The organism is Streptococcus australis (assembly GCF_040226615.1).
Lineage (GTDB): Bacteria > Bacillota > Bacilli > Lactobacillales > Streptococcaceae > Streptococcus > Streptococcus australis_E.
In genome coordinates, this window is sequence record NZ_JBCOAT010000012.1 from 1 (window position 1) to 26,205 (window position 26,205).

The following is a 26,205-nucleotide window of genomic DNA, read 5'->3' on the forward strand; positions in this document are numbered from 1 at the left end:
CTACATTATCATCGTTGAATGCTAGAATACGTGGATTCTGCGTCACCAACATAGCGACAGATCCAGCTCCTTGAGTCGGCTCGCCAGGAGTGTCGATTCCATATTTTGCAATATCGCTGGCAATAACCAAGACCTTGCTCTGTGGAAATTTTTCAACATGAAGTTTAGCATAGTCCAAAGCGGCAGTAGCAGCATAGCAGGCTTCCTTCATTTCAAAGCTACGGGCAAAGGGTTGGATTCCTAGAAGACCGTGAACGAAAACAGCAGCAGCCTTACTCTGGTCAATTCCTGACTCGGTTGCCAGGATGACCATATCGATTTCTTCTTTTTCTTCTTCGGTTAAAATACTATCGCTAGCACTTGCTCCAAGTGTGACGATATCCTCTGTAATAGGGGCAATACTCAGTTCTTTCAATAAGAGCCCTTTACTGAGTTTTTCTGGATCTGTATTTCGAGCAGCCGCTAGCTCACTTAAGCGCAAGACATACTGGCTGGTCGCAAATCCAATCTTATCAATACCGATTGTCATAAATAACCTCTTTTAATTTGATATCTACTAGTATATTTCGTTACTATTTTACCATATTTGAGAGCAAAACTCCCTTGAAAAAGCCAGAACAGTCTGGAAATCATTCTTAGGACCGAGTTGGGTAAGGGGATTGTTTGAAAAAGAGAGGACGAAAAACAAAAAAGGCTGGGACAAAAGTCCTAGCCTCTCAATTGTCTTTGGATTGTCGAGAAAGACGCAGTGGTTGAGTGGGCTCTACTACGCTGATTTCATCAGCTTTTACAGCCCTACTCAACTGTGCGGAGGTGGGACGACGAAATCGAATTCTAACGAATTACCGATTTCTGTCCCACTCTCTTCAACTCTTATCCTTGCTTATCTTTCTTAGGGTTACTCATGATTCGTATGAAGAGTTCTTTGCATTTGTCTCTTAGAACTTTTTCGTAGAAGACGATTAAAGCGATGTACACAATCAGAAAGTTCAAGGTCAGATAGAACAAGTCAAATGAATTGCGGGCATAGTGAGTCGCTTCTAGATAGGAGGAAATTGCTCCAAGAATCACCCAAGGAAGATACTTGACATACTTGTGTACCATCATGCAACACCTCGCATCCTTTAAAGAATTTGTTTTTCCACTATTATTGTACTCCTTTTAAGCGAAAATGCAAGAGATTACATATAAACTATTTGAAAAACCAATGCTAGTTGGCATTGGTCATTTTTCTTTTTTGATGGTGTTGGTAAGAATGGTAGAGTTTCAAGACGACAGACCCGCTAGCCATCCCGATAGAGATGACCAAGGCCAGAATAACAACCAAGGTTACGCTGGTCACTGCTTGTTGATATTGGCCACTGACAAAGAAGGAAGTGGTCCGATAGGAAATGTATCCAGGAACCAAAGGGGCAAGAATAGCCAGCATAAAGACAACGACAGGCGTCTTATAGATAATACTTAAAATTTGACTGATACAAGAACCAACGATTGCTGCAATAAAAGTCGCAATGATAACATTGGTAGGTCCTTTCAAGATATAGTAGAGCAACCAAATAGCCATCCCTAGAACTCCTCCAGGGATGAGCATGGAACGTTGCACATTGAGGACGATTAAAAAGGTAATGATGGCAATCAAACTAGCCACCGCTTGGATTAAAAATTCGATTAGATTCATGATTCTATTTCATAAGGACAAGAGCGACGGTCGTCCCGGCACCAAGGGCAAGGGTAATGAGTAGGGTCTCAAAGAGTTTACTCATCCCAGAGTTGAGGTGGTTGTTCATCAGATCCCTGACGGCATTGGTCATGGCAATACCAGGAACAAAGGGCATAACACAGCCAGCAATGATAAGATCGGTATTGGAAGGAAAACCACTATATTGAGACCAAATATGGGCCAAAAAGCCAAAGACAAAGGCTGCCGCAAAAGCAGTAGCAAAAGGGATGCGCACGTATTTCTCAACTACTAGAGAGAAAGCAAAGGCAAAGACGGTCGCAATACCTGCTCCAATGGCATCATAAAAGTTCCCGCCAAACATGATGGAGAAAAAAGGGGCACTAAGAGTTGCCGCGATGGTTAACTGCAGATTGGTATAAGGGACTGCCTTTTGTTTTAATTGGATCAAAGCTTGATAGGCTTCTTCGAGATTGATGTACCCAGAGACTAATTGGCGAGAAATCTGGTTGACATCACAGACCTTCTCGATATTGTAATTGGTTCGCAGGATCCGTTTCATCCGCGTGATATTGGCATTTTCGATTGAAAAGAAAATAGCGACTGGCATCGCTAAGGCATTGCAATCATCGATTCCTTGAGAATGAGCAATCCGGATCATGGTATCCTCCACCCGATGGATTTCAGAACCGCTCTCTAAAAGGAGGGTTCCTGCCAACATGAGGACGTCAATCACGCGGTCCATATCTTTAGACGCTTCCATTGTTCTTCCTGTTCTGTTAATAGATTGTCTCCATTATATCAAAATTTCACTGATTTGTACTAGTGTTACCACGGATTTAGTCAAGACAGGACAAGAAAAAACCAGCCGTTTCCGACTGGTTTGAAAAATCTATTTGAATCTTAGCTCAATGCATCATCCATAGAAAGAACTTCGTGGAAGACACGTTGTGTCAATTCAGTTTTTTGTTCTGGAGTGAGGTATTTGGTGTTTACACAGTATCCAGAGATACGTACAATAACATCTTCACCGCTCATGATCTTTTCGTAAACGTCTGACAAGTCCATAACGTTCAAGTTAACGTGTTGTCCACCGTTTTCGAAGTATCCATCAAGGATAGTTACCAAGTTATCTACTTGTTCGTCACGAGTTTTACCAAGAGCACGAGGAGAAACTTGAGTAGTGAGTGAGATACCGTCAGCTGCGTAACCAAAGTCAAGGCTAGCAAGTGAGTTCAAGTTTTGCAACCATCCACCTTTCGCTTTGTTAGATGGGTTAGCACCTGGTGAGAAGAATTCCAATTTGCTTGTGTTTACAGAACCATCTTCGTTGAGGTATACCCCTTTGTGGACTGGTGAGTTACCAGTTTGTTTAGAGTAAGCAACGTTAGAAGTGATGGTAAGAAGTGACACAGTTGCTTCAGCGTTCTTGTAAAGTTTGTGGCTGCGAAGACGAGTAGTGTAAGCTTCGATCAACCATTCTGCCAATTCGTTAGAACGTGGGTCATCTTCACCCCAACGTGGGTATTCACCGATTGTTTCGTAATCGTAGATGTAGCCATCTTCGTCACGGAGTGGTTTAACAGTAGCGTATTTGATTGCTGATAAGGTATCAACAGTGTTAGCGAAACCACAGATACCGAATCCCATGTTTGCGCGTTGGTGAGTTGGCAAGAAGGCCATTTGAACTGCTTCGTAGTTGTACTTATCAGTCATGTAGTGGATGATGTTCAAAGCATCTACGTAAGTGTCAGTCAACCAGTCAAGTGATTTTTCGAAGTTTGCTTTAACAGATTCGAATTCAAGAACTTCGTCACGGATAGGATCGATGTCAAATACTTTGTAGTCTTTATGAACGTCGTCGTATCCACCGTTCAAACCAGTAAGAAGAGCTTTAAGCACGTTTACACGAGCACCGAAGTACTGGATGTTGTGGCGTTGTTCTTCGTTTTCTGGGTCAAGTGGAGATACACAACATGAGATACAGCTCATTTCACCGTATCCGTCTTTAGCCATTGTTGTAACACCTTCGTATTGGATAGAAGAGTGTTTGTGGCTCATGTGCATACAGTAGCGACGGAAGCTGTATGGCAATTTGTCAGTCCAAAGAACTGTCAAGTTTGGTTCTGGAGAGTTACCGATGTTGTCCAAAGTGTTCAAGAAACGGTAGTCCATCTTAGTAACACGGTGACGTCCGTCGTTACCCATACCAGCCATAGAAGTTGTGATGAAGGTTGGGTCACCTGAGTACAATTGGTCGTAAGCTTTTGTACGAGCAAATTTAACAGTACGCAATTTCATAACGAAATCGTCAACGAATTCTTGGAGTTCAGACTCAGTGTAAGTGCCACGAGCCAAGTCACGTTCAGCGTAGATATCCAAAACGATTGGCACACGTCCAAGAGAAGTAGCAGCACCGTTGATCACACGGCAGACAGCCATGAAGGCGATGTTTGTCCATTGGATTGCTTCTTTTGTATCGAAGGCAGGACGACGTACGTCTACACCATAAAGGTCACCCAATTTAACAACTTCTTGAAGTGCTTGGTATTGAAGGTTTACTTCTTCACGAAGACGGATTGATTCTTCATCGATTTCAGTGATTGCGTTCCAGTCGTTTGCTTTTTCAGCCATCAAGTAGTCAGCTCCGTAAAGGGCCAAACGAGCATAAACCCCGATGATACGTCCACGTGAGTAAGCATCTGGAAGACCAGTTACTGTGTGAGCGTGACGTGCACGACGGATGTTTGTAGTATAAGCACGGAAGATACCATCGTTAACTGTTGTTACATATTTAGTGAAGATTTCATGCACAGCTGGATCTGGCTCAAATCCATTTTCTTTCAAAGTAGTTTCCGCCATACGGATACCACCACGAGGCATGAAGTTCAATTTGAACAACTCATCGTTTTGGATACCGAAGATGACTTCGTTTTCTTTGTCAATGTATCCAGCTGCGATATCAGCGATAGAAGTTGGACGAGTATCGTATGGGAAACGAGTTTCTTCGTAGTGTGCTTTTGTTTCTTCAACAATCTTCTTGATGTGAAGAGAACGTTCAGTTGGTCCAGCTAGGAAGCTTTCGTCTCCATCATATGGAGTGTAGTTAGCTTGTACAAAGCGTGAGACGCTGGCTCTTTCTTTCCAGTCTTCCCCTTGGAAGCCTTCCCAGGCTTTGTCAAAAATATCTTGTGCTTCAACAACTGTTTTAACAACCATGTTTAAATCCTCTTATATCTTTCTAGCAACAAATCTGTTGCACTTACAATAGTAGTATACCACATAGAAATCGGTTTCACAAAGGGAATAGCAAAAAGATTTTGGATTCTTTTATAATACAGAAAGGTGTAGATGAATAAACTGTATTATATTTTTGCCTTGGGAAAGGTGGAAATTAGTGGGAAAAAATCGTTGATAAGGATATAATGAAAAAGGAGGTTACCTATGCTTATATTTCCTTTAGTAAATGATACGAGCCGTAAGATCATTCATATCGACATGGATGCCTTTTTTGCGTCCGTTGAAGAGCGCGACCATCCTGAATTGAAGGGAAAGCCTGTCATCATTGGCCATGATCCCCGTTTGTCTGGCGGAAGAGGAGTGGTATCAACCTGCAATTATGAAGCCAGAAAATATGGCGTCCATTCGGCTATGAGTTCAAAAGAAGCCTACGAACGTTGTCCTCAGGCAGTGTTCATCCCTGGTAACTACGAGAAGTATCAGGCAGTCGGTCTCCAAGTCAGAGAAATTTTTAAACGCTATACAGATCTAATTGAGCCTATGAGCATCGACGAAGCCTATCTGGATGTGACCAACAATAAGCTTGGTGTTCAGTCTGCTGTCAAAGTAGCCCGCTTGATTCAGCATGATATTTGGAATGAATTGCATTTGACGGCTTCTGCCGGAGTTTCCTACAATAAGTTTCTTGCAAAAATTGCCAGTGATTACCAGAAGCCTCGAGGACTAACCGTTATTTTACCCGAGCAAGCTCAAGATTTTTTAAGTCAGCTAGATGTAGCTAAGTTTCATGGTGTGGGAAAACGGACAGTGGAGCGGCTTCATGATTTAGGAATCTATACTGGTGCAGAACTCTTAGAAGTGCCGGAAATGACTCTCATCGATCACTTCGGTCGCTTTGGTTTTGATCTTTATCGAAAGGCTCGGGGGATCCATAACAGTCCTGTCAAGAGCAATCGTATTCGCAAGTCCATTGGGAAGGAACGCACCTATCGAAAATTGCTGGTGGCCGAGGATGATGTGCTAAAAGAACTAGCCAACCTATCTGAAAAAGTGGCGAGCAGTTTGGCCAAGCATCAGAAAATTGGTAAGACCTTGGTACTCAAGATTCGTTATGCAGATTTTACGACCTTGACCAAGAGACGAAGTTTAGAGGAAGCAACTAGTGACCCAGCAGTCATTCAGAGAGTGGCACAGGAGCTTTATCAGAGTTTGGAGACTAATCCCGCAGGTATTCGCCTCTTAGGGGTGACCCTCACTAATTTTTCTTCCGATTCTCAGGAATCCCATGAAGGATTTCTAATAGAAAAAACCCCGTAAGTTAGTATGCTTACGGGGTTTTTTAACTAGTTTTTGAAGAAGTGTTGAATCTCTTCCTCAGTGAGGCCAATCAAGGGATCAATGCTTAAGTAATTGTCCTCTGTTAATCGATAGCCTTGTTGAGAAGCTTGGGAAGCAGATAAGTCAGAGTGGTTTTCAACTGAGATGAGCTCCTTTTGGGGCTCTGTTGTTTGAGAAGTCTCCTTCAGATGAGTGGTGCTGGCTGAGGAAGACTCTCTACCTTGAGGAAGCACATCAGAAAAGCGTTCAATCAGATAGGTTTTTCGTGCGGTTCCGGTATTCTGTGTCGCAAAGTGAAATGCAGTGTATTCTCCCAGAAGGATGAGTTTGCTCTTGGAACGAGTAATGGCTGTGTAGATCAGATTGCGTTGGAGCATCCGTCTACTCTGATTGGTCAAGGGAAGGATGACCACGGGGAATTCACTCCCTTGAGACTTATGGATACTCATGGCATAGGCCAGGCGAATCTTGTACCATTCATTGCGTGGATAGATCAATTCATTGCCGTCAAACTGGATGGTGAGTTCATCTTGTTTGGATTCGGTATACTTAGCCGGTAAAAGGTCGGTAATGTAGCCAATATCTCCGTTAAAGACATTGCTCTCGGCATCGTTGACTAGGTGGATGACCTTGTCACCATTTCGATACTGGCAATCTAGCGCTTGAAAGAAAAGAGCATCTGTTTCTAATGGATTGAGAAGTTCTTGCATGATACCATTAATCTGGTCAATGCCAGCAGAACCTCGATACATAGGAGCGAGGACCTGTATGTCTCGGGCCGGGATGCCGTTGCGAAGGGCTGCGCTGGTGATTTTTTCAATCATGGGAGCGATGAGCTCACTCGGTGCTTCAAAGTAGGAGCGATCAGGCTTTTTCTCTGTGAAATCAGGAGCTAGTTGGCCTTTGCGAATCTGGCTGGCCAGAGTGACGATGGTCGAATCCTCACCTTGACGGAAGATGTGTTCCAGTTTGACTTGAGGGATGCTTGGGATCTGTAGGAGATCGGACAAGACTTGTCCAGGGCTCACAGAAGGAAGCTGATCGGCATCTCCAACAATTAAGAGTTTGGTATTGGAGGAGATATTGCTGAGAAGCTGATTGGCTAACCAAGTATCCACCATAGAAAATTCATCGACAATGATAAAATCCGCATCGAGATAATCGTCCAAGTGACTCGTGTCGTCGTCTCCCGTCATTCCTAAGTGACGATGAATGGTGGCGCTCGGAAGACCAGTCAGTTCACTCATTCTTCGCGCTGCTCGACCGGTTGGAGCAGCTAAGAGGATTGGTAATTGAGATTTCTTCCGAAGGTCCAATTGGTGCAGGCGGGCGTAGGTTCCGATAATCCCATTGATAACAGTTGTTTTCCCCGTTCCTGGTCCACCTGTTAGCACGAAGACCTTTTGCTGGATGGCTTCCTGGATAGCCTTCCGTTGGATGGGATCGTAGTGGATATGGAGATCTTCTTCAATGTCATCGATTGTTTGTTCGATTTTATCTGGTTCGAAAGATTCCTGCTTTCCTTTTTCTAGCAAGCGACCGATATGGCTGCGGATCCCTTCTTCCGCAAAGAAGAGGCTGTTGTTGAAAATCTTAGTGTCAATGTTTTGCACCTTGTCTTCTTCGATGAGACTGGCCAATTCTTGGGCAACGCTAGCTGGATCGAGCTCAACGGGACGGGATGCTTCTAAGAGTTGGATGGTGGCCTGGAGCAATTCTTTGGCTTCAACATAGGTGTCCCCTGTTTCTAAGGAGAGAGTTAACAGACTATGGACTAGCCCGGCTCTGAAGCGTTCAGGTGCATCGCTGGCAATCCCTAATTCTTCTGCTAGTTGGTCGGCAATCTTAAAACCCATTCCTTGAATATCTTCGACCAGTTGATAGGGAGCCGATTCGACGATTTGCAAGGTTTCTTCCTTGTAGAAATCTTGGATTTGGAAGGCTAGTTTATTAGGGATGCCATAGTTGGCAAGTTGGGCGAGGACCCGTTCTGTACCATAGTTGAGCTGTAGTTTTTCGACAAAGGCCTCGCGATTCTTTTTAGAAAGTCCGGAGATAGAGGCCAGCTTTTCAGGTGCTTGAAGGATTTTATCAATGGTATCCTCACCATAGAGATCCACGATCTTTTGGGCTGTTTTGAGTCCAATTCCTTTAAAATGATCGCTAGAGAAGTATTTCACCAAGCCTTTGCTGGTGGGTTTGGCTCGTTCATAGCGATTCATTTGCAACTGTTGGCCATATTTCGGATGATGGACCAGTTCTCCCCAGAAGGTATAATCTTCTCCTTCAACGATATCTGCCATTGTTCCAGTAACGATAATTTCAAAGTCATCATAGTCCTCTGCATCGGTATCATTGATATCCAACAATAAGATACGGAAAAAACTACTTTGATTTTCAAAAATGACTCGCTCAATGGTTCCTGAGAAATAGTATTCCATGCAGAGTTTCCTTTTTAGTAGTAATCAGAGAGAGTATCTCTCACGAAGATATTGAAAGAGATTGGAACAAGAGTTCCAATCTCATCATGGGTTAATAAGTCTGGAATGGAAGGAGTGGCCAGAGGCGAAGAACGGCTTCTCCTTTGATTTGATTCTTCTTGAAAGCCCCAACCTGGCGGCTATCTTTTGAAACGATTCGATCATCACCAAGGAGTAGATACTCATCATCCAAGAGCTTTTTCGTGAAGGTCGCACTTCCATCTTTATCAACAGTGAAAGCCTCGGCTATCTGTGCCATTTGGCGGAAGAGCTCTCCATTTTCTTCGAACCCTTTTCCAGAATAGGTTGACTGTAATTTATCCTCTTTGAATTTTTGAATGTATTCTTTCAAGTAGGGCTCGTCAGTTTCTTTGCCGTTGATATAGAGGACATCGTTTTTGTACTCGATGGTTTCGCCAGGGAGTCCAATGACCCGTTTAACGATTTCTTTGGTTTTTCCATTTTCTGTTTCACTAGCGACCACGATATCAAAACGGTCGATAGGCAGTTTATTGATAACGAGAAGGTATTCACTGTCTGCCAAGGTTGGATCCATAGAATGGCCATCGACACGGACAGGCGTCCACAGATAAATACGAGAGAGAATAATGCCTCCAATAATGAGGCCAAAGAGCGCCCATTCTTTCAGGAAAGAACGAACTGGATTGTTTGATTTTTTTGAACGTTTCATGCTTTATCTTTCTATTAATTTTTTTGCTTTTTCTGTATTTTTAAAGTGAAGTTTGGCACTGTAGTCAAGGGCTTGAATGCCATAGGCCTGTAATAGTTGAGCAGCAACCTTATCTGAGGGAGTACCAGCTCCACTAGGCAGGGTATAGCCTAGTTCTTGACTCAATTCTTCCAGATTTTGGAGGAAGAGATCGCGAGCGATAATGGAACTCACAGCTACCGCCAGGTATTTTCCTTCGGCCTTTTCTTCTAGGGTGACGACTTGTGGGACCTGATTCGCTTCTGCCTGAACATAGCGATCATAGTTTTTCTTGGTCGTAAAGGCATCGACCACAATTTTTTGAGCTTTTGCCCCTTGTTGCAAGAGCAAAAAAATAGCTTGATTGTGGAGGGCGACCTTGACAGAAACTGCATTGTAGCCAGAGGCGATGACCTGATTGTATTTCTTAGGTGTCAGCAGCAAGGCCTGATGTGGGATTTCTTTTTTGAGGATCGGTGCGAGAGCTCGAATTTTTCGATCATCCAGGGTTTTAGAATCCCCAACTCCTAGACTTTTTAAGCGGGCATGTTGCTCCGGGCTGACCAGTGAAGCTACTACAGCAAGCCCTCCAAAGTAAGAGCCGTTCCCAACTTCATCCGTTCCGATTAAGGGGAAGTCTTGTCCGGCAAGTGCTTGGTCTATCGAATCTTGCTGGTAACCGAAAAAGGCAGCATAGCGCGTGGCCTGATTACCTTGTAGGACAACCTTTCCTGATGTGTAAATCGAAATGGTTGCACCAGGAGCCTTAAAAAAATATCGGATATATGGATTTTTTGAAGACGCCAAATGGTCTTGGTACTGACGAACAAATGCTTGGATGTCCTCATTTTGAGGGGACAATGTGATTGTTTCCATAGCCCTTATTGTATCATAAATGCTCTATGAAAGGCCAGAAAAAGACCAACCGAATTTAGTCTGAAAGGACTTCTTTTAGCCTTGCTTCAATTGCTTGAGGATCGGTTTTTGAAGAGAAGCGGTGGACGACCTGGCCTTGGCGATCGATCAAGAATTTGGCGAAATTCCATTCAATACGGGAGCCCAAGGGACCACTAGCTTGTTCTTTGAGCCATTGGTAAAGGGGACTGGCTTCTTTCCCACTGACTTTTATTTTTGCGAAGCGTGGGAAGCTGGTTTGGTAATGGAGGCTACAAAACTGATTGATTTCTTCAGCATTGCCCGGCGCTTGGCCCATAAATTGATTGCATGGAAAGTCAAGGATTTCAAAACCTTGGTTATGGTAGCGCTCATAGAGCTCTTGCAATCCCTGGTATTGAGGCGTCAGACCACAACCTGTTGCTGTATTGATGATGAGAAGCACTTGCCCTCGATAGGTTTCTAGGGAGATGGTGCTCCCGTCTTGGGCTTCTATAGAGAAATCATAAATATTCATTTTTTTACGTCCTTTCCTACTTTCTCTATTGTATCATGCTTGGGGAGAAAAAAGATAAACCGTGGCCTACTGCCTCCAGTATCTCCTATAGGAAGGGGATTTTTATACTGACAAGCAGGCTAGATTTTGATATAATATCGTGAGGTGATTTTTTATGTCCAGCTTAAATAGATACAAATTTACTTTCGGTAATAAATCGCTGACTCTCACAACTAATCATGATAATCTCTTCATGGAAGAAGTTGAACGGGTCGCGAAGGAAAAATATGAAGCGATTAAAGAACAAATGCCAGTTGCTGATGATGAGACCCTGGCTATTTTACTAGCAATCAATAGTTTATCAACTCAATTGAGTCGTGAGATTGAGTTTGACGATAAGGAAAAAGAATTGGAAGACTTTCGTCGCAAGGCCCTAGATGGCCTGGTCGGTAGATCATCTAATTAAGGGGAGTTGCATGTTTTCAATCCTGATTTTATTCATCCTAGCTTGGAGTTTTTATATTGGGTATTCACGAGGGATTTTGCTTCAAGGATATTATTTTTTCACCATGATTGTGGCCATGTTGGTCGCAGGATCAGGCTATCAGTCCTTGGCAAAAACCATTAGTCTATGGATCCCATTTTCGAGTGCAACACAAGCTTCAAAAACCTATTTTTATGGTGCGGACCAACTCTTTCACTTAGACAAAGTTTTTTACGCTGGTTTGGCTTATTTTATCTTGTTTGTTTTGGTCTATGCGATTGGTCGAGTGATTGGACTCTTTATTCCCTTGATTCCAACACCTGAAAGATGGGAGGAGTTTCCGTTTCAGATTGCCAGTGGTGTTTTAGCTGTCTTGGTGACTTACTTTGTTCTGCAAATGGGATTCACGATTTTATCAACCATCCCCATGGCAGCTATTCAAGATCGGCTCCATGGAAGTTTCCTCATTCGATTTATGGTGCAACATAGCCCCCTTACAGCAGGCCTCTTGAAACAACTTTGGGTTGTAAAAATCTTAGGTGCGTAATCACTTCTCATCATGTGTAAAAGTTCATGAGAGATATTATAGAAAGGAAGGGGAGGCTCAGACCAAAATCAGCCTCCTTTTCTGTTATGGAGAAACATGAATCAAAAAATTCTCGAAACCTTAGAGTTTCAAAAAGTCAAAAACTTAGTAGAGCCCTATTTGCAAACGGAGCAGGGCGAGGTGGAGTTACAGGAATTAGCCCCGCTTGCAAAAGAAGAAGCAATTGAAACTGCCTTTCTTGAGATGGCGGATATGGCTCAGATATTTGTGGAGCATCCGCACTTTAGCGTGCCCACCATCCAAGAAATTCGTCCGGTGACCAAACGTTTAGAATTGGAAACATCGCTCAATATTGATGAATTGTTAGCGGTGAAGAAAGTCTTGCGCGTGACTCATGAATTGCGAAATTTTTATGATGAATTAGAAAATGTCCGCTTGGAAAAACTGGATCGAATTTTTGAAAATCTAGTCGATCTTCCACAGTTGCAGGGAAGTTTACATGCCATTAATGAGGCTGGATTTATCGAAAATTTTGCCAGCGAAACTTTGGCTAAAATCCGTCGACGGATTCAAGAGAATGAACACCAAGTGCGAGATATTCTGCAAGAATTGTTGAAGAGCAAGTCCGAAATGCTGGCTGATCAGGTCGTAGCTAGTCGGAATGGACGAAATGTTTTGCCAGTCAAAAACACCTACCGCAATCGGATTGCCGGTGTAGTTCACGATATTTCTGCTAGTGGGAATACTGTCTATATCGAACCTCGAGCAGTCGTCAATCTCAATGAAGAGATTGCGAATCATCGTGCGGATGAACGCTTCGAGATGCTCCGGATCTTGGAAGAAATTTCAAATCTCCTTCGGCCTCATGCGGGGGAAATTCGGAACAATGCTTGGCTAATCGGTCATATTGACCTCGTTCGTGCCAAACATCGCTTTTTACAGGATCGAAAAGGGACCATTCCAGCCTTGTCAGCTCAAGGGGAGATTCAGCTTCTGCAGGTTCGCCATCCCTTGATCGAGAAGGCTGTTCCCAATGATATCCACTTTGGCAAAGACCTCACAGAGATTGTGATTACAGGACCGAATACGGGTGGGAAGACCATCATGCTGAAGACCCTAGGACTAGCCCAATTAATGGCCCAGTCAGGGTTGCCAATCCTAGCAGATACTGGGAGTAAGGTAGCTGTCTTCACGCAAATCTTCTCTGATATTGGGGATGAGCAGTCGATCGAGCAGAGCCTATCTACCTTCTCCAGTCACATGACCAATATTGTCTCTATTTTGGAGCAGGTCGATGAGGAATCCTTGGTCTTGCTAGATGAGTTGGGAGCTGGAACGGATCCCCAAGAAGGGGCTTCACTAGCGATTGCCATTCTAGAAGATCTCCGCTTACGAGGGATCAAGACCATGGCAACCACCCACTATCCAGAACTTAAGGCCTATGGGATTGAAACCCTTGGTGTTCAAAATGCCAGCATGGAATTTGATACGGACAGCTTGCGTCCGACCTATCGGTTTATGCAGGGGGTACCAGGACGTTCTAATGCCTTTGAGATCGCTCGTCGTCTAGGCTTATCAGAAGTGATCGTTCGTCAAGCGCAGGGGATGACCAATCAAGATCGGGATGTCAACCGCATCATTGAAAAGTTGGAAGCTCAGACCCTAGAAAGTCGCAAACGCCTCGACTCCATCCGAGATGTCGAACAGGAAAATCTAAAATTCAACCGTGTCCTCAAGAAATTGTATAATGAGTTGACCAGGGAGCGGGAGACAGAGCTTAACAAGGCGCGTAAAGAAGCGCAAGAAATTGTAGATCTGGCTCTAGCAGAAAGCGACCAGATCTTACAAGGTCTCCATGCCAAATCACAACTCAAGCCCCATGAAATTATTGAGGCTAAGTCTCAGTTGAAGAAATTAGCTCCAGAAACGGTCGACCTATCAAAAAACAAGGTCTTGAAACAGGCCAAGAAAGCCCGAGCTCCAAAAGTAGGAGACGAGATCTTGGTCATCAGCTATGGGCAAAGAGGAAGTCTTACTAAGCAGCTCAAGGATGGTCGTTGGGAAGCCCAAGTGGGACTGATCAAGATGACCTTAGAAGAAAAAGAATTTAATCTTCTGAAAGCTGAAAAAGATGCTTCTCAACCGAAAAAACGCCAGGTCCATGTGGTCAAACGTTCCAACACAAATGGGCCTCGGGCTCGCTTGGACCTTCGTGGCAAACGATATGAGGAAGCCATGGAAGAATTAGACAGCTTTATCGACCAAGCCCTTCTCAATAATATGGCCCAAGTCGATATCATCCACGGGATTGGAACGGGCGTCATCCGGGAAGGGGTCACCAAGTACCTTCGTCGCAATAAGCATGTCAAAAGCTTTGAATACGCTCCTCAAAATGCAGGAGGAAGCGGAGCAACAATTGTTACCTTTAAATAAGCAAAGAGTCAGTCGTGCCTTTTAATCAGGCACGCTTTTTGCTATAATACAGTCAGTTTAAACGGAAAGAAGGAAAGTTTATGACCCCTAATCGTTCGTCCGATTCTTGCACCACCATACTCGTCGGAAAAGGTGCTAGCTATGATGGTTCAACCATTGTAGCTCGCACGGAAGACTCTCAAAACGGAGTGTTTACCCCTAAGAAATTTATCGTTGTTCAGCCAGAGGATCAACCCCGTCATTATCGTTCAGTCCTATCTCCTTTTGAGATAGATCTGCCTGATAACCCTGTTCGTTACACAGCTGTTCCAGATGCTATTCCTAAGGATGGTATCTGGGGAGAAGCGGGTATCAATCACTATAATGTGGCTATGAGTGAAACAGAAACTATTACGACCAATAGCCGGGTCTTGGGTGCGGATCCTCTGGTGGAAAGTGGCATTGGGGAGGAAGACATGCTGACCTTGGTCCTTCCTTATGTTCAAACTGCTCGTGAAGGAGTTCTTCGCTTGGGGAAACTCCTAGAGGAATACGGCACCTATGAGTCTAATGGGGTGGCTATCAGCGATGTCAATGAAATCTGGTGGTTGGAAACCATCGGAGGTCATCACTGGATGGCCCGCCGTGTACCTGACGATGCCTATGTGACCAATCCCAATCAATTGGGAAGTGATCGCTTTGAGTTTGATCGCCCGGAAGAATTCTTATGTGACCCAGACTTGAAAGATTTTGTGAAACGGCATCACTTGGTCTTAGATTTTGACGGTTCCTCCTTTAACCCTCGTTATGCTTTTGGGAGCCAACGAGACAAGGACCGCCATTACAACACACCACGTGCTTGGGATATTCAACGGTTCCTCAACCCAGAAGTGGAGCAAGATCCTCGTTCCTTCTTCCTTCCTTGGTGTCAAAAACCCTATCGCAAGATTACGATTGAAGATGTCAAATATGTCCTCAGCAGTCACTACCAGGATTCAGTTTATGATCCCTATGGCTCAGAAGGGGAAAGTCATAGTCGTCGGACCTTCCGTACCATTGGTATTAACCGAACTAGCCAGACGGCCATTCTCCAATTGCGGCCAAATCGTCCTCAAGAAACAACCGGGATTCAATGGCTTTGCTATGGGTCTATGCCCTTCAATACAGCTGTTCCTTTCTTTACCCAGGTAGATACAACACCGGATTATTTTGCCAACACGACAGAAAAAGTGACAACGGATTCCTTCTATTGGACCAATCGGATTATTGCTGGTCTGGCAGATGCCCATTATAGTCATCATGTTGGAGATTTAGAAGATTACCAAGAAAGAACTATGACCCTTGGGCATGCCCGGATTGGACGAGTGGATCAAGGCTTGGCAGCAGGACAAACCGTTGACTTCGAAAGAGAAAATCAGGAAATGAGTGATCAGATTCAAGAAGCGACGGATCGCTTATTGGACAAGATCTTGTTGGATGCTAGCAATCTGATGACCAACCATTTCTCTTTGAGTGACTAGTTAGGCTAAACAAGCATGTTTTCATGATTATTTCTGAAAATATTGACCTGTTTTTCAAATTGTGCTAAAATGGAAAAAATTGAACATCATACCGGATGAAGTTTTTCAGAAGTAGGGCCTTCCTATGACTGTGAAATGGACGGAACTCTGGAGAGACCGTAAAGGCACCGAAGGGGCAAGGTAGAGCATTCTACTCAAACTCTCAGGTAAAAGGACAGAGCAAAAGATAGAAGCCTTTTTGGTTTTTATTTGGAGCACCAGAGTACATGTTTGACATGTACTCTTTCTTTTTCTCTTTGGATGATTGGTTGGTTGATGTGTAGGAAGTGGATGACTATCCCTTCCTAAAGATAGACAAATGATAAAAGGAGAAATAGATAAGGATGACAAATTGGCTGGCATTTTTTAAACAAGTAGATAATGTGGTCTGGGGAGCTCCCCTCTTGATTCTCTTGGTAGGGACTGGGATTTACCTGAGTGTCCGCTTGGGCTTGTTGCAAGTTTTTCGTTTACCCCAAGCTTTTCGGCTCATTTTTACAGAAGATCAAGGAGAAGGGGATATCTCTAGCTTCGGAGCCTTGGCAACAGCCTTGGCAGCGACAGTTGGGACAGGAAATATTGTCGGAGTAGCGACAGCTATTCAGACAGGAGGTCCAGGTGCCCTATTTTGGATGTGGATGGCGGCCTTCTTTGGGATGGCGACCAAGTATGCAGAAGGTTTGTTGGCCATTCGATACCGGACCAAGGATGACAATGGTCATATTTCAGGAGGACCGATGTACTATATCCTCCATGGGATGGGTGAAAAGTGGCGTCCCCTTGCCATCTTCTTTGCCTTGGCAGGTGTTTTGGTGGCTCTCTTTGGGATTGGAACCATGACCCAGGTGAATGCCATTACTGGCGCTTTGAAGACTAGTTTTCAACTTTCCCCTCAAGTGGCTAGTCTAGTCATTGCAGGAATTGTTTCGGCTGTTATTTTTGGCGGGATTCATTGGATCTCCAAGGTTTCTGAAAAGGTGGTTCCTTTTATGGCTGCGACTTATATCTTTGCGACAGTTTACATCCTTGTCTTGAATATGGACCAGCTACCGACCGTTCTATCTCAAGTTTTCCAAGGTGCTTTTACGGGGACCGCGGCCATTGGTGGTTTTTCTGGAGCCTTGGTGAAAGAGGCTATTCAAAAAGGGGTGGCGCGTGGAGTATTCTCCAATGAGTCAGGGCTGGGATCGGCGCCGATTGCAGCAGCGGCAGCAAAAACGGAAGAGCCGGTGGAGCAAGGTTTGATTTCTATGACCGGGACCTTCATCGATACCATTATTATTTGTAGCCTAACTGGTCTAGCTATTTTAGTGTCTGGCCAGTGGACAGCAGTGGGGGAAGGTGGGAGTGATTTGACCCAGCAGGTCTTTATCTCGACCTTCGGCCATATCGGTGGGATCATTCTGACCCTTTGTTTGGTCTTGTTTGCGACGACGACCATTTTAGGTTGGTCTTACTATGGTGAGCGCTGTGTCGAATTTTTGGCAGGTGTCAAACTGATTCCCTATTACCGCCTTCTGTTTATTCTGATGGTGGGTTTGGGAGGCTTTCTTCAGTTGGAGTTGGTATGGGTCATTGCTGATATTGTGAATGGACTGATGGCCTTGCCGAACCTCATCGCCTTGTTAGCCTTATCACCTGTGATTATAAAGGAAAGCAAACGGTATTTTAAGAAAAAGAAATGAGGCTGGGACAAAAGTCCTAGCCTCTCAATTGTTTTTGGATTGTCGAGCAAGACGCAGTGGTTGAGTGGGCTCTACTACGCTGATTTCATCAGCTTTTACAACCCTACTCAACTGTGCGGAGGTGGGACGACGAAATCGAATTCTAACGAATTACCGATTTCTGTCCCACTCTCTTCTGGCTTAATAGCGTTTTTCTTTAGGCCAATCTTTCATTTCAGAAATAGCTGTAAAGAGGACATCTGTTGATGAGTTGAGAGCTGTTTCACAAGAATCTTGGATGACACCAATAATGAAGCCCACGCTGACTACTTGCATAGCAATATCATTGTCGATACCAAAGAGGCTGCAGGCGACAGGAATCAAGAGGAGGGAGCCACCAGCTACTCCAGAAGCCCCACAGGCTGAAACAGCTGCAACAATACTGAGGACCAGGGCAGTCCCAAAGTCGACTTGGATACCTAAGGTATTGACAGCAGCCAGGGTCAAGGTATTAATGGTAACGGCAGCTCCAGCCATATTAATAGTAGATCCCAGAGGGATAGAAACTGAGTAAGTATCAGGGTTGAGACCTAGCTCCTTACAAAGTTTCATATTGACAGGGATGTTAGCAGCAGAGCTTCTAGTAAAGAAGGCAGTCAATCCACTGACTCGTAGACATTTGAAGACTAGCGGATAAGGATTTTTGCGAATCATGATGTAGACAAAAATTGGGTTGATGACTAGAGCAACGAAGAGCATGGTGCCAACCAAGAGAAGTAAGAGGAGCCCATAGCTCTTGAGTCCATCAAAGCCTTGTCCTGCAATCGTTGTATAGACCAAGCCTAGAATTCCAAATGGAGCTAGGTTAATAATCCATTCGACAATCTTGGAAGTAATATCTGCTAGGGTTTGAAGGAGGTCCTTACTGTGCTCGCTAGCTTCTCTCATGGCAACACCAAAGACTACGGCCCAGGATAAAATCCCGATATAATTAGCCTGGATAAGGGCATTGAGGGGATTGTCCACGATTTTTAAAAGAAGGTTGCTGATAACTTCCCCCAGTCCATCGGGAGAAGTTCCTTCAACACTAGTTCCCGTTAAAGAAATGGTAATAGGAAATAGATAGTTCATCAGGACTGCTACCAGGGCCGCCGCAAAAGTTCCCAATAGATACAAAATGATGACTGATTTCATATTGGTTTGGGTTCCCTTTTGGTGCTGGGAGAGGGCGTTAGCGACAAGTGCGAAGACTAAAAGAGGAGCAATTGCCCGCAAGCCTCCTACAAAGATTTCCCCTAATAGACCAATTGCAGATGCTTGAGGAAGAAGCAGAGCTAAGAGAGCTCCAACGAAGATTCCGATTGCAATCCGCTTCATCAGGTTGGTTTTATTCCAAGTTTGAATGAATCGTTTGATCATAAGGACCTCCTTTATTGAAATTTTACCGTCCATTATACGATAGTTAATTTTGAAAATCAAGGTGAGCATAAGAGGAGGATAGTGGTTCTATAGCCTAAAATCTGATATAATCAAACCATTAGAAAAAGAGAGAAGGAGATTGATAGAAGGTATGAAGAATTTTTTTTCCCGCTATGTCAGTCAATTTGATTGGACCAAGATCATGGATGAGTTGGTTTCGAAATTGATTTCCTTAGCTATTTTATTTATTTTATTTTTGCTTGCCAAAAAACTACTTCGTAGCATGGTGAAACGGATTTTAAAACCATCTCTGAACTATGTTGGACAAGATGACGCTCGGAAGAAAACTATTTTGCGTTTGGTAGAAAGTCTGTTAACTTACTGCCTTTATTTCATCCTCATTTACTGGATTCTTTCCATCCTCGGCTTGCCAGTCTCAAGTCTTTTGGCGGGTGCTGGAATTGCAGGAGTTGCCATTGGGATGGGAGCTCAAGGCTTCTTATCGGATTTGGTCAATGGCTTCTTTATTCTTCTTGAGCGCCAATTGGATGTTGGAGATACGGTGCGAGTGACCAATGGTCCGATTACCATCGCAGGGACAGTGTCGAGTGTCGGCATTCGGACGACCCAGGTGCGAGATGCAGATGGGACCTTGCATTTTATCCCTAATCGCAATATTATGGTTGTTAGCAATCTCTCGCGGGGCAACCAGCGCGTTTTAATTGATATGCCGATTTCTGCTCAAACTGATCTCGATAAGATTTATCAGATCTTCCAGCAAGTCAACGATGAACAAGCACAAAAACATCCAGAAATCTTAGATGGTCCAACGATTTTAGGGCCACAAATTGAAAAATCAACGGGTCGCTATTCCTTCCGTGTGGCCATGATGGTCCAATCGGGGAGCCAAGTGGCCATTTACCATCTTTATTACAAACTCTATCATGATGCCCTCTTACAAAATGGCATCGAGATTCCAACCACTTTCTCTGTCACACCCTAACAAAAAAAGACCCATGGGTCTTTTTTCTTATTCTAAAATAAGCATGCCATCTTTGACAGCGAAAGGATCTTTCGGATTGATCCGATCGTAGAACATGACCCCATTGATATGGTCGATTTCGTGTTGAACTACGATGGAGTTGTAGCCCTTGAGTTTGATACGGTGCTTTTCTCCCGTTTTGTCATAGTAGTCTACTGTTACACGTGCGTGACGGACCACATAACCAGGGACATTACGGTCTACAGAGAGGCATCCTTCACCATCTCCAAGAGCCGCATCTTGGACTGAGTGGGAGACAATTTTAGGATTGTACATGACTTCTTGGATGGAGTAGGCTTCTTTTGGAGGATTTCCTTCTTCGTCCTCTGGATTTGGGACGAGAACGGCAATGATGCGTTTAGAAATATCTAATTGAGGAGCAGCGAGTCCAACTCCTCCCCGAAGACCTAATTTTTCTGCCATGACAGGATCCTGTGAATGATGCAAGAACTGCATCATTTTCTCCCCTAGGATGATCTCTTGATCTGACAGTGGGAAAGTGACCTCTTCAGCGATAGCACGTAAAGTTGGGTGGCCTTCGCGAATAATATCATTCATATCAATTAGATGGGCAGCTTTTGTAATGGTTTCAATTGCAGACATGTTCTCATTCACTCCTTTTTTCTAGAAACCATCATATCACAAATCTCCCCAGAATGAAAGTTTGCCAATTGATTGAGGGGTGCTAATGGACTAGACGGACTGTAAACTAGAAAAGGAAAGAATCCTAGTCTGGTTCATGGTATAATGATAAGAAGAATGAAGGAGGCAAGCATGCGTCTAGATAAATATTTAGTGGACTGTGGAGTGGGAAGCCGGACAGAAGTCAAACAAGTCCTCAAACAAAAAAAGATTCAGGTCAATGGAAAGGTGGAAACCTCTGCTAAGATTCATATTGATCCAGATAAAGATCAAGTAACCTATCTAGGAGAAAGTTTATTCCATGAAGAGTTTGTTTACTATCTGCTCAATAAACCCAAAGGGGTCATTTCAGCAACGGAAGATGACCACCATCAAACAGTCTTAGATTTGTTAGATGACACGGCCAGACACAAGGAAGTCTTTCCTGTCGGACGGCTAGATATTGATACCCATGGCTTACTCCTCTTGACCAATAATGGTAAGTTGGCTCATGCCATGCTATCGCCTAAGAAACATGTGGACAAGGTCTACCGTGCCCAAGTAGCTGGCATCATGACCCAGGAAGATGTCGTCCGCTTCAAATCAGGAATAGAATTGAAGGATTTCACCACCCTGCCAGCTGAGTTAGAAATTTTAGAAGTTGATCGAGAAGCCGAGACTTGCTTGGTTCAGATCCGCATCGCAGAAGGCAAATTTCACCAGGTCAAGCGCATGGTTGCAGCCTGTGGCAAAGAAGTCACCGATCTCGAGCGGATTTCCATGGGGCCATTGAGTCTAGATCCCGCTCTTAAATTGGGTCAGTGGCGTAGGCTCCAATCCTCTGAATTGGCTTCTTTAGAGGTATTTGGAATCCCATTATAAACAAAGGGAAAGCTAGCAAACTGAGGCAACAGGAGGCTAGTTTTTTACTTGTGTCAAAAAAATGAATGTTACAGACAAAAAATATATAAAATTGCTTGTACTATCAAAGCAAATCAATTATAATGAGGAAAGATAGGTTTTGTAAAAATCTGTAATAGGTAATGCTCTTCATTCCTGACTGGACTTATCTAGTAAACGTAAAAAAGGAGAAAAATCGTTTATGAAAAAGTTGCTCTATGCTGTTGTGACAACAGTTGCCTTATTTTTATTAGCAGCTTTAGGATTTGCTAAACCCAATGGGCATACTAAAGTACATGCCGATACGATCAATGATGTTGTAAGCTCAGTGAACATTTCTAAAGCAACTGGCGGTGACTTAACAGAACCACTCGGTGTTTGGGAAAGTTTTAATGTTGAAGCAAATTTTGTTTTACCGAATGGTCGTGTAAAAGCAGGCGATCAGACGGTCATCCAACTTGGAGATGGTTTTAAGGTTTTTGAAACAGATACCATAGACCTATTGGATCCAAATGGTCAAAAAGTTGCAACTGCGACAGTAGATGATCAACGAAAAATTATCACGGTGACCTATACAGACTACCCTGAAAAAATGGCTAATGTAACAGGGAAATTGCGTTTCTTTGCTCGTGTGGACCACTCCGTGATTAAGGGAAATACAACACTTGATTTTACGCTTTCAGTTGATAAAACAGTCATTTCAGGTGGGAAGGTTGATTATAAAGGAGTCAATCCAGGTAAGTATCCTCCAACTCCAGAGGTCTTTAGCAAATGGGGCTGGACCAACTCAGACGATAAATTGAAATTGACTTATACCCTGAACATCAACCAAGGTCACACTGCCCTCCATAATATTGATATTAAGGACCAATTGGCCTTTACAGATGGAAAAATCAAGGTAGATTCTGTTAACATTCATATAGGAACTTGGAAGATCAGTGACGAAGATGGTGCCTATCATTTGCGGGATACCACAAATGTGACCAAGGATTATTCTCCGGTTGTCAGTGAGGACGGTCGTTCGCTGACGGTTCATATCGGGGATCTAGCTCCTGAGCAAGGGATGACCATTCGTTACGATGTGTATTTGGACAAGGTTCCAGCCATCAATACAGAATATAAAAACAATGCGACGATGACTGCCACAGAAGTCAAAGAGCAACACAAAGAAGCAGACATTCTATATCAATTCCTTGAAGGAGACTTCAATGGTGAGAAATATTCCTTCACCATCCATAAAAAAGGAGAAAATGGTCAAGCTCTTGCAGGTGCTGTCTATACTGTGACAGCAGATGACACTGGTGAGCAAGTCGGAATCATTACCACAGATGAGAACGGTACAGGAACCATTACTGGTTTGACCAAGCGGGCTTATACTATTCAAGAGACTCAAGCTCCAAAAGGGTATGTGATTTCTCAAGAGCCAATTAAGCTCAGTTTGGAAGATTTTGGAAATGAGATTGCAATTTCGCGTGATGTCGTTAACCAAAAAGAAAAAACCAGCATTTCTGGTCAAAAAATTTGGAATGACGAGGACAACAAAGACGGAAAACGTCCATCAGTCATTACTGTTAATCTCTTAGCAAATGGTGTCAAAGTAGCTTCTAAAGAAGTGAAACCAGATACAGAAGGAAATTGGCTCTATCAGTTTGACAATCTTGATGCTGTTGACGATGCTGGTAATCTTATTGCCTACACAGTTTCAGAAGAACCTGTTGCAGGATATGAAACAAGCGTTGAAGGAACGAATATTACCAATAGCCGTACACCAGAAGTGACAGAAGTAGCTGTCAAGAAAGTCTGGGATGATGCGGAGAATAAAGATGGCCTTCGTCCAGAGAAGGTAACAGTCCGTCTGCTTGCAGATGGTCAAGAAGTGGCCGTAAAAGAAATCACTGCAACTGACAATTGGCAGGCAAGCTTTACGGATCTACCAGTATACAAGGAAGGTAAGAAGATTGCCTACACGATTACTGAGGATCCAGTAGCGGGGTATACAGCAACTATCGATGGTTTCACGGTAATCAATCGTCATACACCACCGACAACCCCACCAGGTACGCCTCCAACTCCACCGTCTACGACTACACCGCCACCACCATCAACAACAACACCATCTACGACTCCATCGACAACCACACCAAGCACATCGGAAAAACCAGAAACCCCAACGACACCAACAGAAGGAAAGAGAAAAATTCTTCCATCAACTGGTGAAGCTACTTCTTATGGCTTGTTCGGAGCAAGTGCTTTGTTAGCTCTTGTTGGTGCAGCGATGCTCTTAAGTGGTAAACGGAAAGCTGACTAACAACTACAATGGAAATAAATTGAGAGTGGGACAGAAATCGGTAATTCGTTAGAATTCGATTTCGTCGTCCCACCTCCGCACAGTTGAGTAGGGCTGTAAAAGCTGATGAAATCAGCGTAGTAGAGCCCACTCAACCACTGCGTCTTGCTCGATAATCCAGAGACAATTGAGAGGCTAGGGCTTTTGTCCCAGCTTCTTTTTTCTGTTTAAGGACTTCTAGAATACACCATTCAAAAGATTCATATTAATGTTTTTTTAAGGGAGCATAAGTATTTGACAGAAAGATGAAATCTTGATAGAATGAATAGGTCGAATAGACAACTAACTCTTTCTTGGTAGCAGGCTATGCCAGACCTGCCTCTCGGATAGAGCATAAAGAAAAGGAGCTTATCATGGCAATCTCAAAAGAGAAAAAAAATGAAATCATTGCACAATACGCACGTCACGAAGGTGACACTGGTTCAGTAGAAGTACAAGTTGCTGTCCTTACTTGGGAAATCAACCACTTGAACGACCACATCAAACAACACAAAAAAGACCACGCAACTTACCGTGGTTTGATGAAGAAAATCGGTCGCCGTCGTAACTTGTTGGCTTACCTTCGTAAGAACGACGTTAACCGTTACCGTGAGTTGATCAACTCTCTTGGACTTCGTCGTTAATCTTGCGTCTAAAACGTTTCTATACTTCGTTGACTTCGCCTCGATGTACCATCAGTACAATCTTCGGCTCGGCGCCTTGTCTAGAAACGTTTTATCCAGCAAGAATGGAGCCTTCTGAATTCAGAGGGCTTTTTTATTGCTTTTTTTCGGACAAGATTCATCATTCTGAGTAAGTCGTTTTGTTTGACAGATGTAATTAACAGAGTTACAATAGATACATCTTAAGAAATAGAGGTTATCGATATGATTGATATTACATATCTAGATGGTGCAAAACAAGAAAGAGTCATGCATTTTGATTCCTATGAAGAATTTGAACGCTCCCAACAGACCTGCTTGATAGGTGTAGCGGATTACTATCCCGTACAAAAATTGACCTATAATGGGCACGAACTCGATTACCATGGAACTTACGGAGATGTCTTCTTCTATTTGATGAAGCAAGACCTGGAACAATACAAAAACTAAAGGAGAAAAACAATGGCAAAAGCAATTACAGACGCAACATTTGAAGCAGAAACGAAAGAAGGATTGGTCTTGGTAGACTTCTGGGCGACCTGGTGTGGTCCATGTCGTATGCAAGGTCCAATCTTGGACAAATTGTCTGAAGAACTTTCAGAAGATGTCTTGAAAATTGTTAAAATGGACGTTGACGAAAATCCAAATACAGCGCGTGCTTTCGGCATTATGTCTATCCCTACTCTTCTTTTCAAAAAAGATGGACAAGTGGTTAAACAGGTTGCTGGTGTTCACACTGCAGAACAAATCAAGGCTATTGTGGCTGAATTGAGTTAATATCCTAAGCACTTCCATTGGTAAAATAGGAGTGCTTTTTTATATCCAAAGAAAGAGCCCTGTCCTTTTATATGAGGAGCAAGGCTCTTTTATCTTCAATAATCTTTTCACGAAAAGTGACTTAGAATATTTTGGAGAGTTTAACTTTCACTATCAACAGTTAGTATTGAAAAGATTGAATGGCCACTTTTAACTCATCTTGTAAAAAGTTTCTCTGGTCAAGTTGAATATAGACTTCTAACAGACAGGATCTAAGGTTGGAAAATTTATAAAAATCTTCCCTTTCTTCTATTGGAAAGTCAAGCGTCTTTATCCAAGAAGCTACTTGTTCTTGCTCGATTTTTCCTTGCAAAATAGGTTCATAGAGCACTCTAGCTAAACGCCAATCCTCATCATCGGTAAAACGAATTGAAATTCTTCTAAAGACTTGGCCAAGTATGTTCAATCCTTCATGAACTTTGTCATTAGGAAAGTCTGGATGACAAACTACTTCTGTCAAAAGATCAGCTCCATGCGCAACAGCGTGAACCCAGCCATACTGGCTGGAAAAACCTGTTGTATCCTTTTCTTTTAAAAGATAATGTAAACCTTGATTTAAAATGACATTGCGAATTTCAGCTTTTAATCCCTTATGAAAAATCGATTGTTGGTTGGCATCTGCAGTCAAGAGATTGGCATAGATAAGTGCTCTAAAAGAACGCTCAAGTGTTGATAACCCAATCTTATCAATCTCTTTTTCTACTCCTTTATCGGACAAAATCGTCTCAGCAATGAAATGAAATTGTTCCTGTGTAAACAGTTCTTCTTGAATCCCTCTAGCCAAGCTGGTAAAAACGAGATCATCGCGAATTTCGGGCGAGGGATCTCCCAAATGTTCTAGCAACCACTGGATTTCTTCTTGACGATAGCTTGGTTTTTCTTCTGTTATTTTTCTAAGTAATTCTTGATACATGGTCA

General features: G+C 43.4%; 24 protein-coding genes and 1 riboswitch. Of the genes, 12 read left to right on the forward strand and 12 right to left on the reverse strand.

The window, feature by feature from the left end; translation table 11 throughout:
* The 5 genes from ABT997_RS09250 to pflB form a co-directional block, all read right to left on the reverse strand.
* Positions 1–529, reverse strand: a 529-nt coding sequence (locus ABT997_RS09250) for a hydroxymethylglutaryl-CoA synthase family protein (protein ID WP_433916232.1), incomplete at its 3' end; no start/stop codon positions are given.
* A 344-nt stretch (positions 530–873) separates the two neighbouring features.
* A complete protein-coding gene (locus ABT997_RS09255) occupies positions 874–1,104 on the reverse strand; it encodes a hypothetical protein (RefSeq protein WP_195214279.1) in 231 nt (76 codons plus the stop codon).
* A 106-nt stretch (positions 1,105–1,210) separates the two neighbouring features.
* On the reverse strand, positions 1,211–1,678 hold the full coding sequence (locus ABT997_RS09260; protein ID WP_195214184.1) for a threonine/serine exporter family protein: 468 nt from the start codon (positions 1,676–1,678) through the stop codon (positions 1,211–1,213).
* A gap of 4 nt (positions 1,679–1,682) precedes the next feature.
* On the reverse strand, positions 1,683–2,441 hold the full coding sequence (locus ABT997_RS09265; RefSeq protein WP_126404856.1) for a threonine/serine exporter family protein: 759 nt from the start codon (positions 2,439–2,441) through the stop codon (positions 1,683–1,685).
* A 140-nt stretch (positions 2,442–2,581) separates the two neighbouring features.
* Positions 2,582–4,897, reverse strand: a complete 2,316-nt coding sequence (pflB, locus tag ABT997_RS09270; protein ID WP_233331735.1) for a formate C-acetyltransferase — start codon at positions 4,895–4,897, stop codon at positions 2,582–2,584.
* Positions 4,898–5,122: 225 nt separating this feature from the next.
* Between pflB and dinB the strand changes: the two genes are divergently transcribed.
* Entirely contained in the window at positions 5,123–6,235 is a 1,113-nt protein-coding gene (gene dinB / locus ABT997_RS09275; protein ID WP_350019211.1) for a DNA polymerase IV, read from the forward strand.
* A 26-nt stretch (positions 6,236–6,261) separates the two neighbouring features.
* Here the strand turns inward: dinB and recD2 are convergent, their stop codons facing one another.
* The 4 genes from recD2 to ABT997_RS09295 form a co-directional block, all read right to left on the reverse strand.
* A complete protein-coding gene (recD2, locus tag ABT997_RS09280; RefSeq protein WP_350019212.1) occupies positions 6,262–8,697 on the reverse strand; it encodes an SF1B family DNA helicase RecD2 in 2,436 nt (811 codons plus the stop codon).
* Positions 8,698–8,788: 91 nt separating this feature from the next.
* The gene (lepB, locus tag ABT997_RS09285; RefSeq protein ID WP_350019213.1) at positions 8,789–9,427 is read right to left on the reverse strand and encodes a signal peptidase I; all 639 of its coding nucleotides are present in this window, start codon (positions 9,425–9,427) and stop codon (positions 8,789–8,791) included.
* A 3-nt stretch (positions 9,428–9,430) separates the two neighbouring features.
* The gene (rnhC, locus tag ABT997_RS09290) at positions 9,431–10,321 is read right to left on the reverse strand and encodes a ribonuclease HIII (protein ID WP_350019214.1); all 891 of its coding nucleotides are present in this window, start codon (positions 10,319–10,321) and stop codon (positions 9,431–9,433) included.
* Between the two features lie 55 nt (positions 10,322–10,376).
* On the reverse strand, positions 10,377–10,856 hold the full coding sequence (locus ABT997_RS09295) for a glutathione peroxidase (protein ID WP_350019215.1): 480 nt from the start codon (positions 10,854–10,856) through the stop codon (positions 10,377–10,379).
* Between the two features lie 154 nt (positions 10,857–11,010).
* Between ABT997_RS09295 and ABT997_RS09300 the strand changes: the two genes are divergently transcribed.
* The 5 genes from ABT997_RS09300 to ABT997_RS09320 all read left to right on the forward strand — a co-directional run bounded on the left by ABT997_RS09300 (position 11,011) and on the right by ABT997_RS09320 (position 17,522).
* A complete protein-coding gene (locus ABT997_RS09300) occupies positions 11,011–11,301 on the forward strand; it encodes a cell division protein ZapA (protein WP_006595572.1) in 291 nt (96 codons plus the stop codon).
* Positions 11,302–11,311: 10 nt separating this feature from the next.
* Positions 11,312–11,866, forward strand: a complete 555-nt coding sequence (locus ABT997_RS09305; protein ID WP_350019216.1) for a CvpA family protein — start codon at positions 11,312–11,314, stop codon at positions 11,864–11,866.
* Between the two features lie 96 nt (positions 11,867–11,962).
* Positions 11,963–14,299, forward strand: coding sequence for an endonuclease MutS2 (locus ABT997_RS09310; protein WP_350019217.1), 2,337 nt, complete (start codon positions 11,963–11,965; stop codon positions 14,297–14,299).
* Between the two features lie 80 nt (positions 14,300–14,379).
* A complete protein-coding gene (locus tag ABT997_RS09315) occupies positions 14,380–15,798 on the forward strand; it encodes a C69 family dipeptidase (RefSeq protein WP_350019218.1) in 1,419 nt (472 codons plus the stop codon).
* A 137-nt stretch (positions 15,799–15,935) separates the two neighbouring features.
* A riboswitch (glycine riboswitch) is annotated at positions 15,936–16,026 on the forward strand.
* 155 nt (positions 16,027–16,181) lie between these two features.
* Positions 16,182–17,522: an alanine/glycine:cation symporter family protein gene (locus ABT997_RS09320; RefSeq protein WP_350019219.1), complete on the forward strand. Its 1,341-nt coding sequence runs from the start codon at positions 16,182–16,184 to the stop codon at positions 17,520–17,522.
* A gap of 180 nt (positions 17,523–17,702) precedes the next feature.
* Here the strand turns inward: ABT997_RS09320 and sstT are convergent, their stop codons facing one another.
* Positions 17,703–18,920, reverse strand: a complete 1,218-nt coding sequence (sstT, locus tag ABT997_RS09325) for a serine/threonine transporter SstT (RefSeq protein ID WP_350019220.1) — start codon at positions 18,918–18,920, stop codon at positions 17,703–17,705.
* A gap of 151 nt (positions 18,921–19,071) precedes the next feature.
* On the opposite strand from sstT, the gene ABT997_RS09330 reads away from it, so the two are divergent.
* Positions 19,072–19,923 (forward strand): mechanosensitive ion channel family protein, encoded by an 852-nt coding sequence (locus tag ABT997_RS09330; protein WP_350019221.1) that lies wholly within the window; start codon positions 19,072–19,074, stop codon positions 19,921–19,923.
* Positions 19,924–19,950: 27 nt separating this feature from the next.
* Here ABT997_RS09330 and def read toward each other — a convergent pair whose 3' ends face one another.
* Complete coding sequence (def, locus tag ABT997_RS09335; RefSeq protein ID WP_006595579.1) at positions 19,951–20,565, reverse strand: peptide deformylase; 615 nt, start codon at positions 20,563–20,565, stop codon at positions 19,951–19,953.
* 171 nt (positions 20,566–20,736) lie between these two features.
* Here def and ABT997_RS09340 point away from each other — a divergent pair, with 171 nt between their 5' ends.
* The 5 genes from ABT997_RS09340 to trxA all read left to right on the forward strand — a co-directional run bounded on the left by ABT997_RS09340 (position 20,737) and on the right by trxA (position 25,248).
* Positions 20,737–21,465, forward strand: coding sequence for a pseudouridine synthase (locus ABT997_RS09340; protein ID WP_350019222.1), 729 nt, complete (start codon positions 20,737–20,739; stop codon positions 21,463–21,465).
* A gap of 220 nt (positions 21,466–21,685) precedes the next feature.
* Entirely contained in the window at positions 21,686–23,791 is a 2,106-nt protein-coding gene (locus ABT997_RS09345; protein ID WP_350019223.1) for a Cna B-type domain-containing protein, read from the forward strand.
* A 392-nt stretch (positions 23,792–24,183) separates the two neighbouring features.
* Complete coding sequence (gene rpsO, locus ABT997_RS09350; protein WP_004193424.1) at positions 24,184–24,453, forward strand: 30S ribosomal protein S15; 270 nt, start codon at positions 24,184–24,186, stop codon at positions 24,451–24,453.
* Between the two features lie 243 nt (positions 24,454–24,696).
* Positions 24,697–24,921, forward strand: coding sequence for a DUF4649 family protein (locus ABT997_RS09355; RefSeq protein ID WP_195347742.1), 225 nt, complete (start codon positions 24,697–24,699; stop codon positions 24,919–24,921).
* Positions 24,922–24,933: 12 nt separating this feature from the next.
* Positions 24,934–25,248, forward strand: a complete 315-nt coding sequence (trxA, locus tag ABT997_RS09360) for a thioredoxin (protein WP_006595584.1) — start codon at positions 24,934–24,936, stop codon at positions 25,246–25,248.
* Positions 25,249–25,408: 160 nt separating this feature from the next.
* Here trxA and ABT997_RS09365 read toward each other — a convergent pair whose 3' ends face one another.
* Positions 25,409–26,200 (reverse strand): DUF2785 domain-containing protein, encoded by a 792-nt coding sequence (locus ABT997_RS09365; protein ID WP_350019224.1) that lies wholly within the window; start codon positions 26,198–26,200, stop codon positions 25,409–25,411.
* Between the last annotated feature and the right edge of the window lie 5 nt (positions 26,201–26,205).

Bases quoted from the DNA above. Each gene is read 5' to 3' on its own strand.
- ABT997_RS09255 (WP_195214279.1), bottom strand. From the start codon at position 1,104: ATGGTACACAAGTATGTCAAGTATCTTCCTTGGGTGATTCTTGGAGCA.
- lepB (WP_350019213.1), bottom strand. From the start codon at position 9,427: ATGAAACGTTCAAAAAAATCAAACAATCCAGTTCGTTCTTTCCTGAAA.
- ABT997_RS09260 (WP_195214184.1), bottom strand. From the start codon at position 1,678: ATGAATCTAATCGAATTTTTAATCCAAGCGGTGGCTAGTTTGATTGCC.
- ABT997_RS09330 (WP_350019221.1), top strand. From the start codon at position 19,072: ATGAAGAATTTTTTTTCCCGCTATGTCAGTCAATTTGATTGGACCAAG.
- dinB (WP_350019211.1), top strand. From the start codon at position 5,123: ATGCTTATATTTCCTTTAGTAAATGATACGAGCCGTAAGATCATTCAT.
- rnhC (WP_350019214.1), bottom strand. From the start codon at position 10,321: ATGGAAACAATCACATTGTCCCCTCAAAATGAGGACATCCAAGCATTT.
- ABT997_RS09305 (WP_350019216.1), top strand. From the start codon at position 11,312: ATGTTTTCAATCCTGATTTTATTCATCCTAGCTTGGAGTTTTTATATT.
- rpsO (WP_004193424.1), top strand. From the start codon at position 24,184: ATGGCAATCTCAAAAGAGAAAAAAAATGAAATCATTGCACAATACGCA.
- ABT997_RS09345 (WP_350019223.1), top strand. From the start codon at position 21,686: ATGAAAAAGTTGCTCTATGCTGTTGTGACAACAGTTGCCTTATTTTTA.
- ABT997_RS09300 (WP_006595572.1), top strand. From the start codon at position 11,011: ATGTCCAGCTTAAATAGATACAAATTTACTTTCGGTAATAAATCGCTG.
- ABT997_RS09310 (WP_350019217.1), top strand. From the start codon at position 11,963: ATGAATCAAAAAATTCTCGAAACCTTAGAGTTTCAAAAAGTCAAAAAC.
- pflB (WP_233331735.1), bottom strand. From the start codon at position 4,897: ATGGTTGTTAAAACAGTTGTTGAAGCACAAGATATTTTTGACAAAGCC.
- recD2 (WP_350019212.1), bottom strand. From the start codon at position 8,697: ATGGAATACTATTTCTCAGGAACCATTGAGCGAGTCATTTTTGAAAAT.
- sstT (WP_350019220.1), bottom strand. From the start codon at position 18,920: ATGATCAAACGATTCATTCAAACTTGGAATAAAACCAACCTGATGAAG.
- ABT997_RS09320 (WP_350019219.1), top strand. From the start codon at position 16,182: ATGACAAATTGGCTGGCATTTTTTAAACAAGTAGATAATGTGGTCTGG.
- ABT997_RS09365 (WP_350019224.1), bottom strand. From the start codon at position 26,200: ATGTATCAAGAATTACTTAGAAAAATAACAGAAGAAAAACCAAGCTAT.
- ABT997_RS09295 (WP_350019215.1), bottom strand. From the start codon at position 10,856: ATGAATATTTATGATTTCTCTATAGAAGCCCAAGACGGGAGCACCATC.
- def (WP_006595579.1), bottom strand. From the start codon at position 20,565: ATGTCTGCAATTGAAACCATTACAAAAGCTGCCCATCTAATTGATATG.
- trxA (WP_006595584.1), top strand. From the start codon at position 24,934: ATGGCAAAAGCAATTACAGACGCAACATTTGAAGCAGAAACGAAAGAA.
- ABT997_RS09340 (WP_350019222.1), top strand. From the start codon at position 20,737: ATGCGTCTAGATAAATATTTAGTGGACTGTGGAGTGGGAAGCCGGACA.
- ABT997_RS09315 (WP_350019218.1), top strand. From the start codon at position 14,380: ATGACCCCTAATCGTTCGTCCGATTCTTGCACCACCATACTCGTCGGA.
- ABT997_RS09265 (WP_126404856.1), bottom strand. From the start codon at position 2,441: ATGGAAGCGTCTAAAGATATGGACCGCGTGATTGACGTCCTCATGTTG.
- ABT997_RS09355 (WP_195347742.1), top strand. From the start codon at position 24,697: ATGATTGATATTACATATCTAGATGGTGCAAAACAAGAAAGAGTCATG.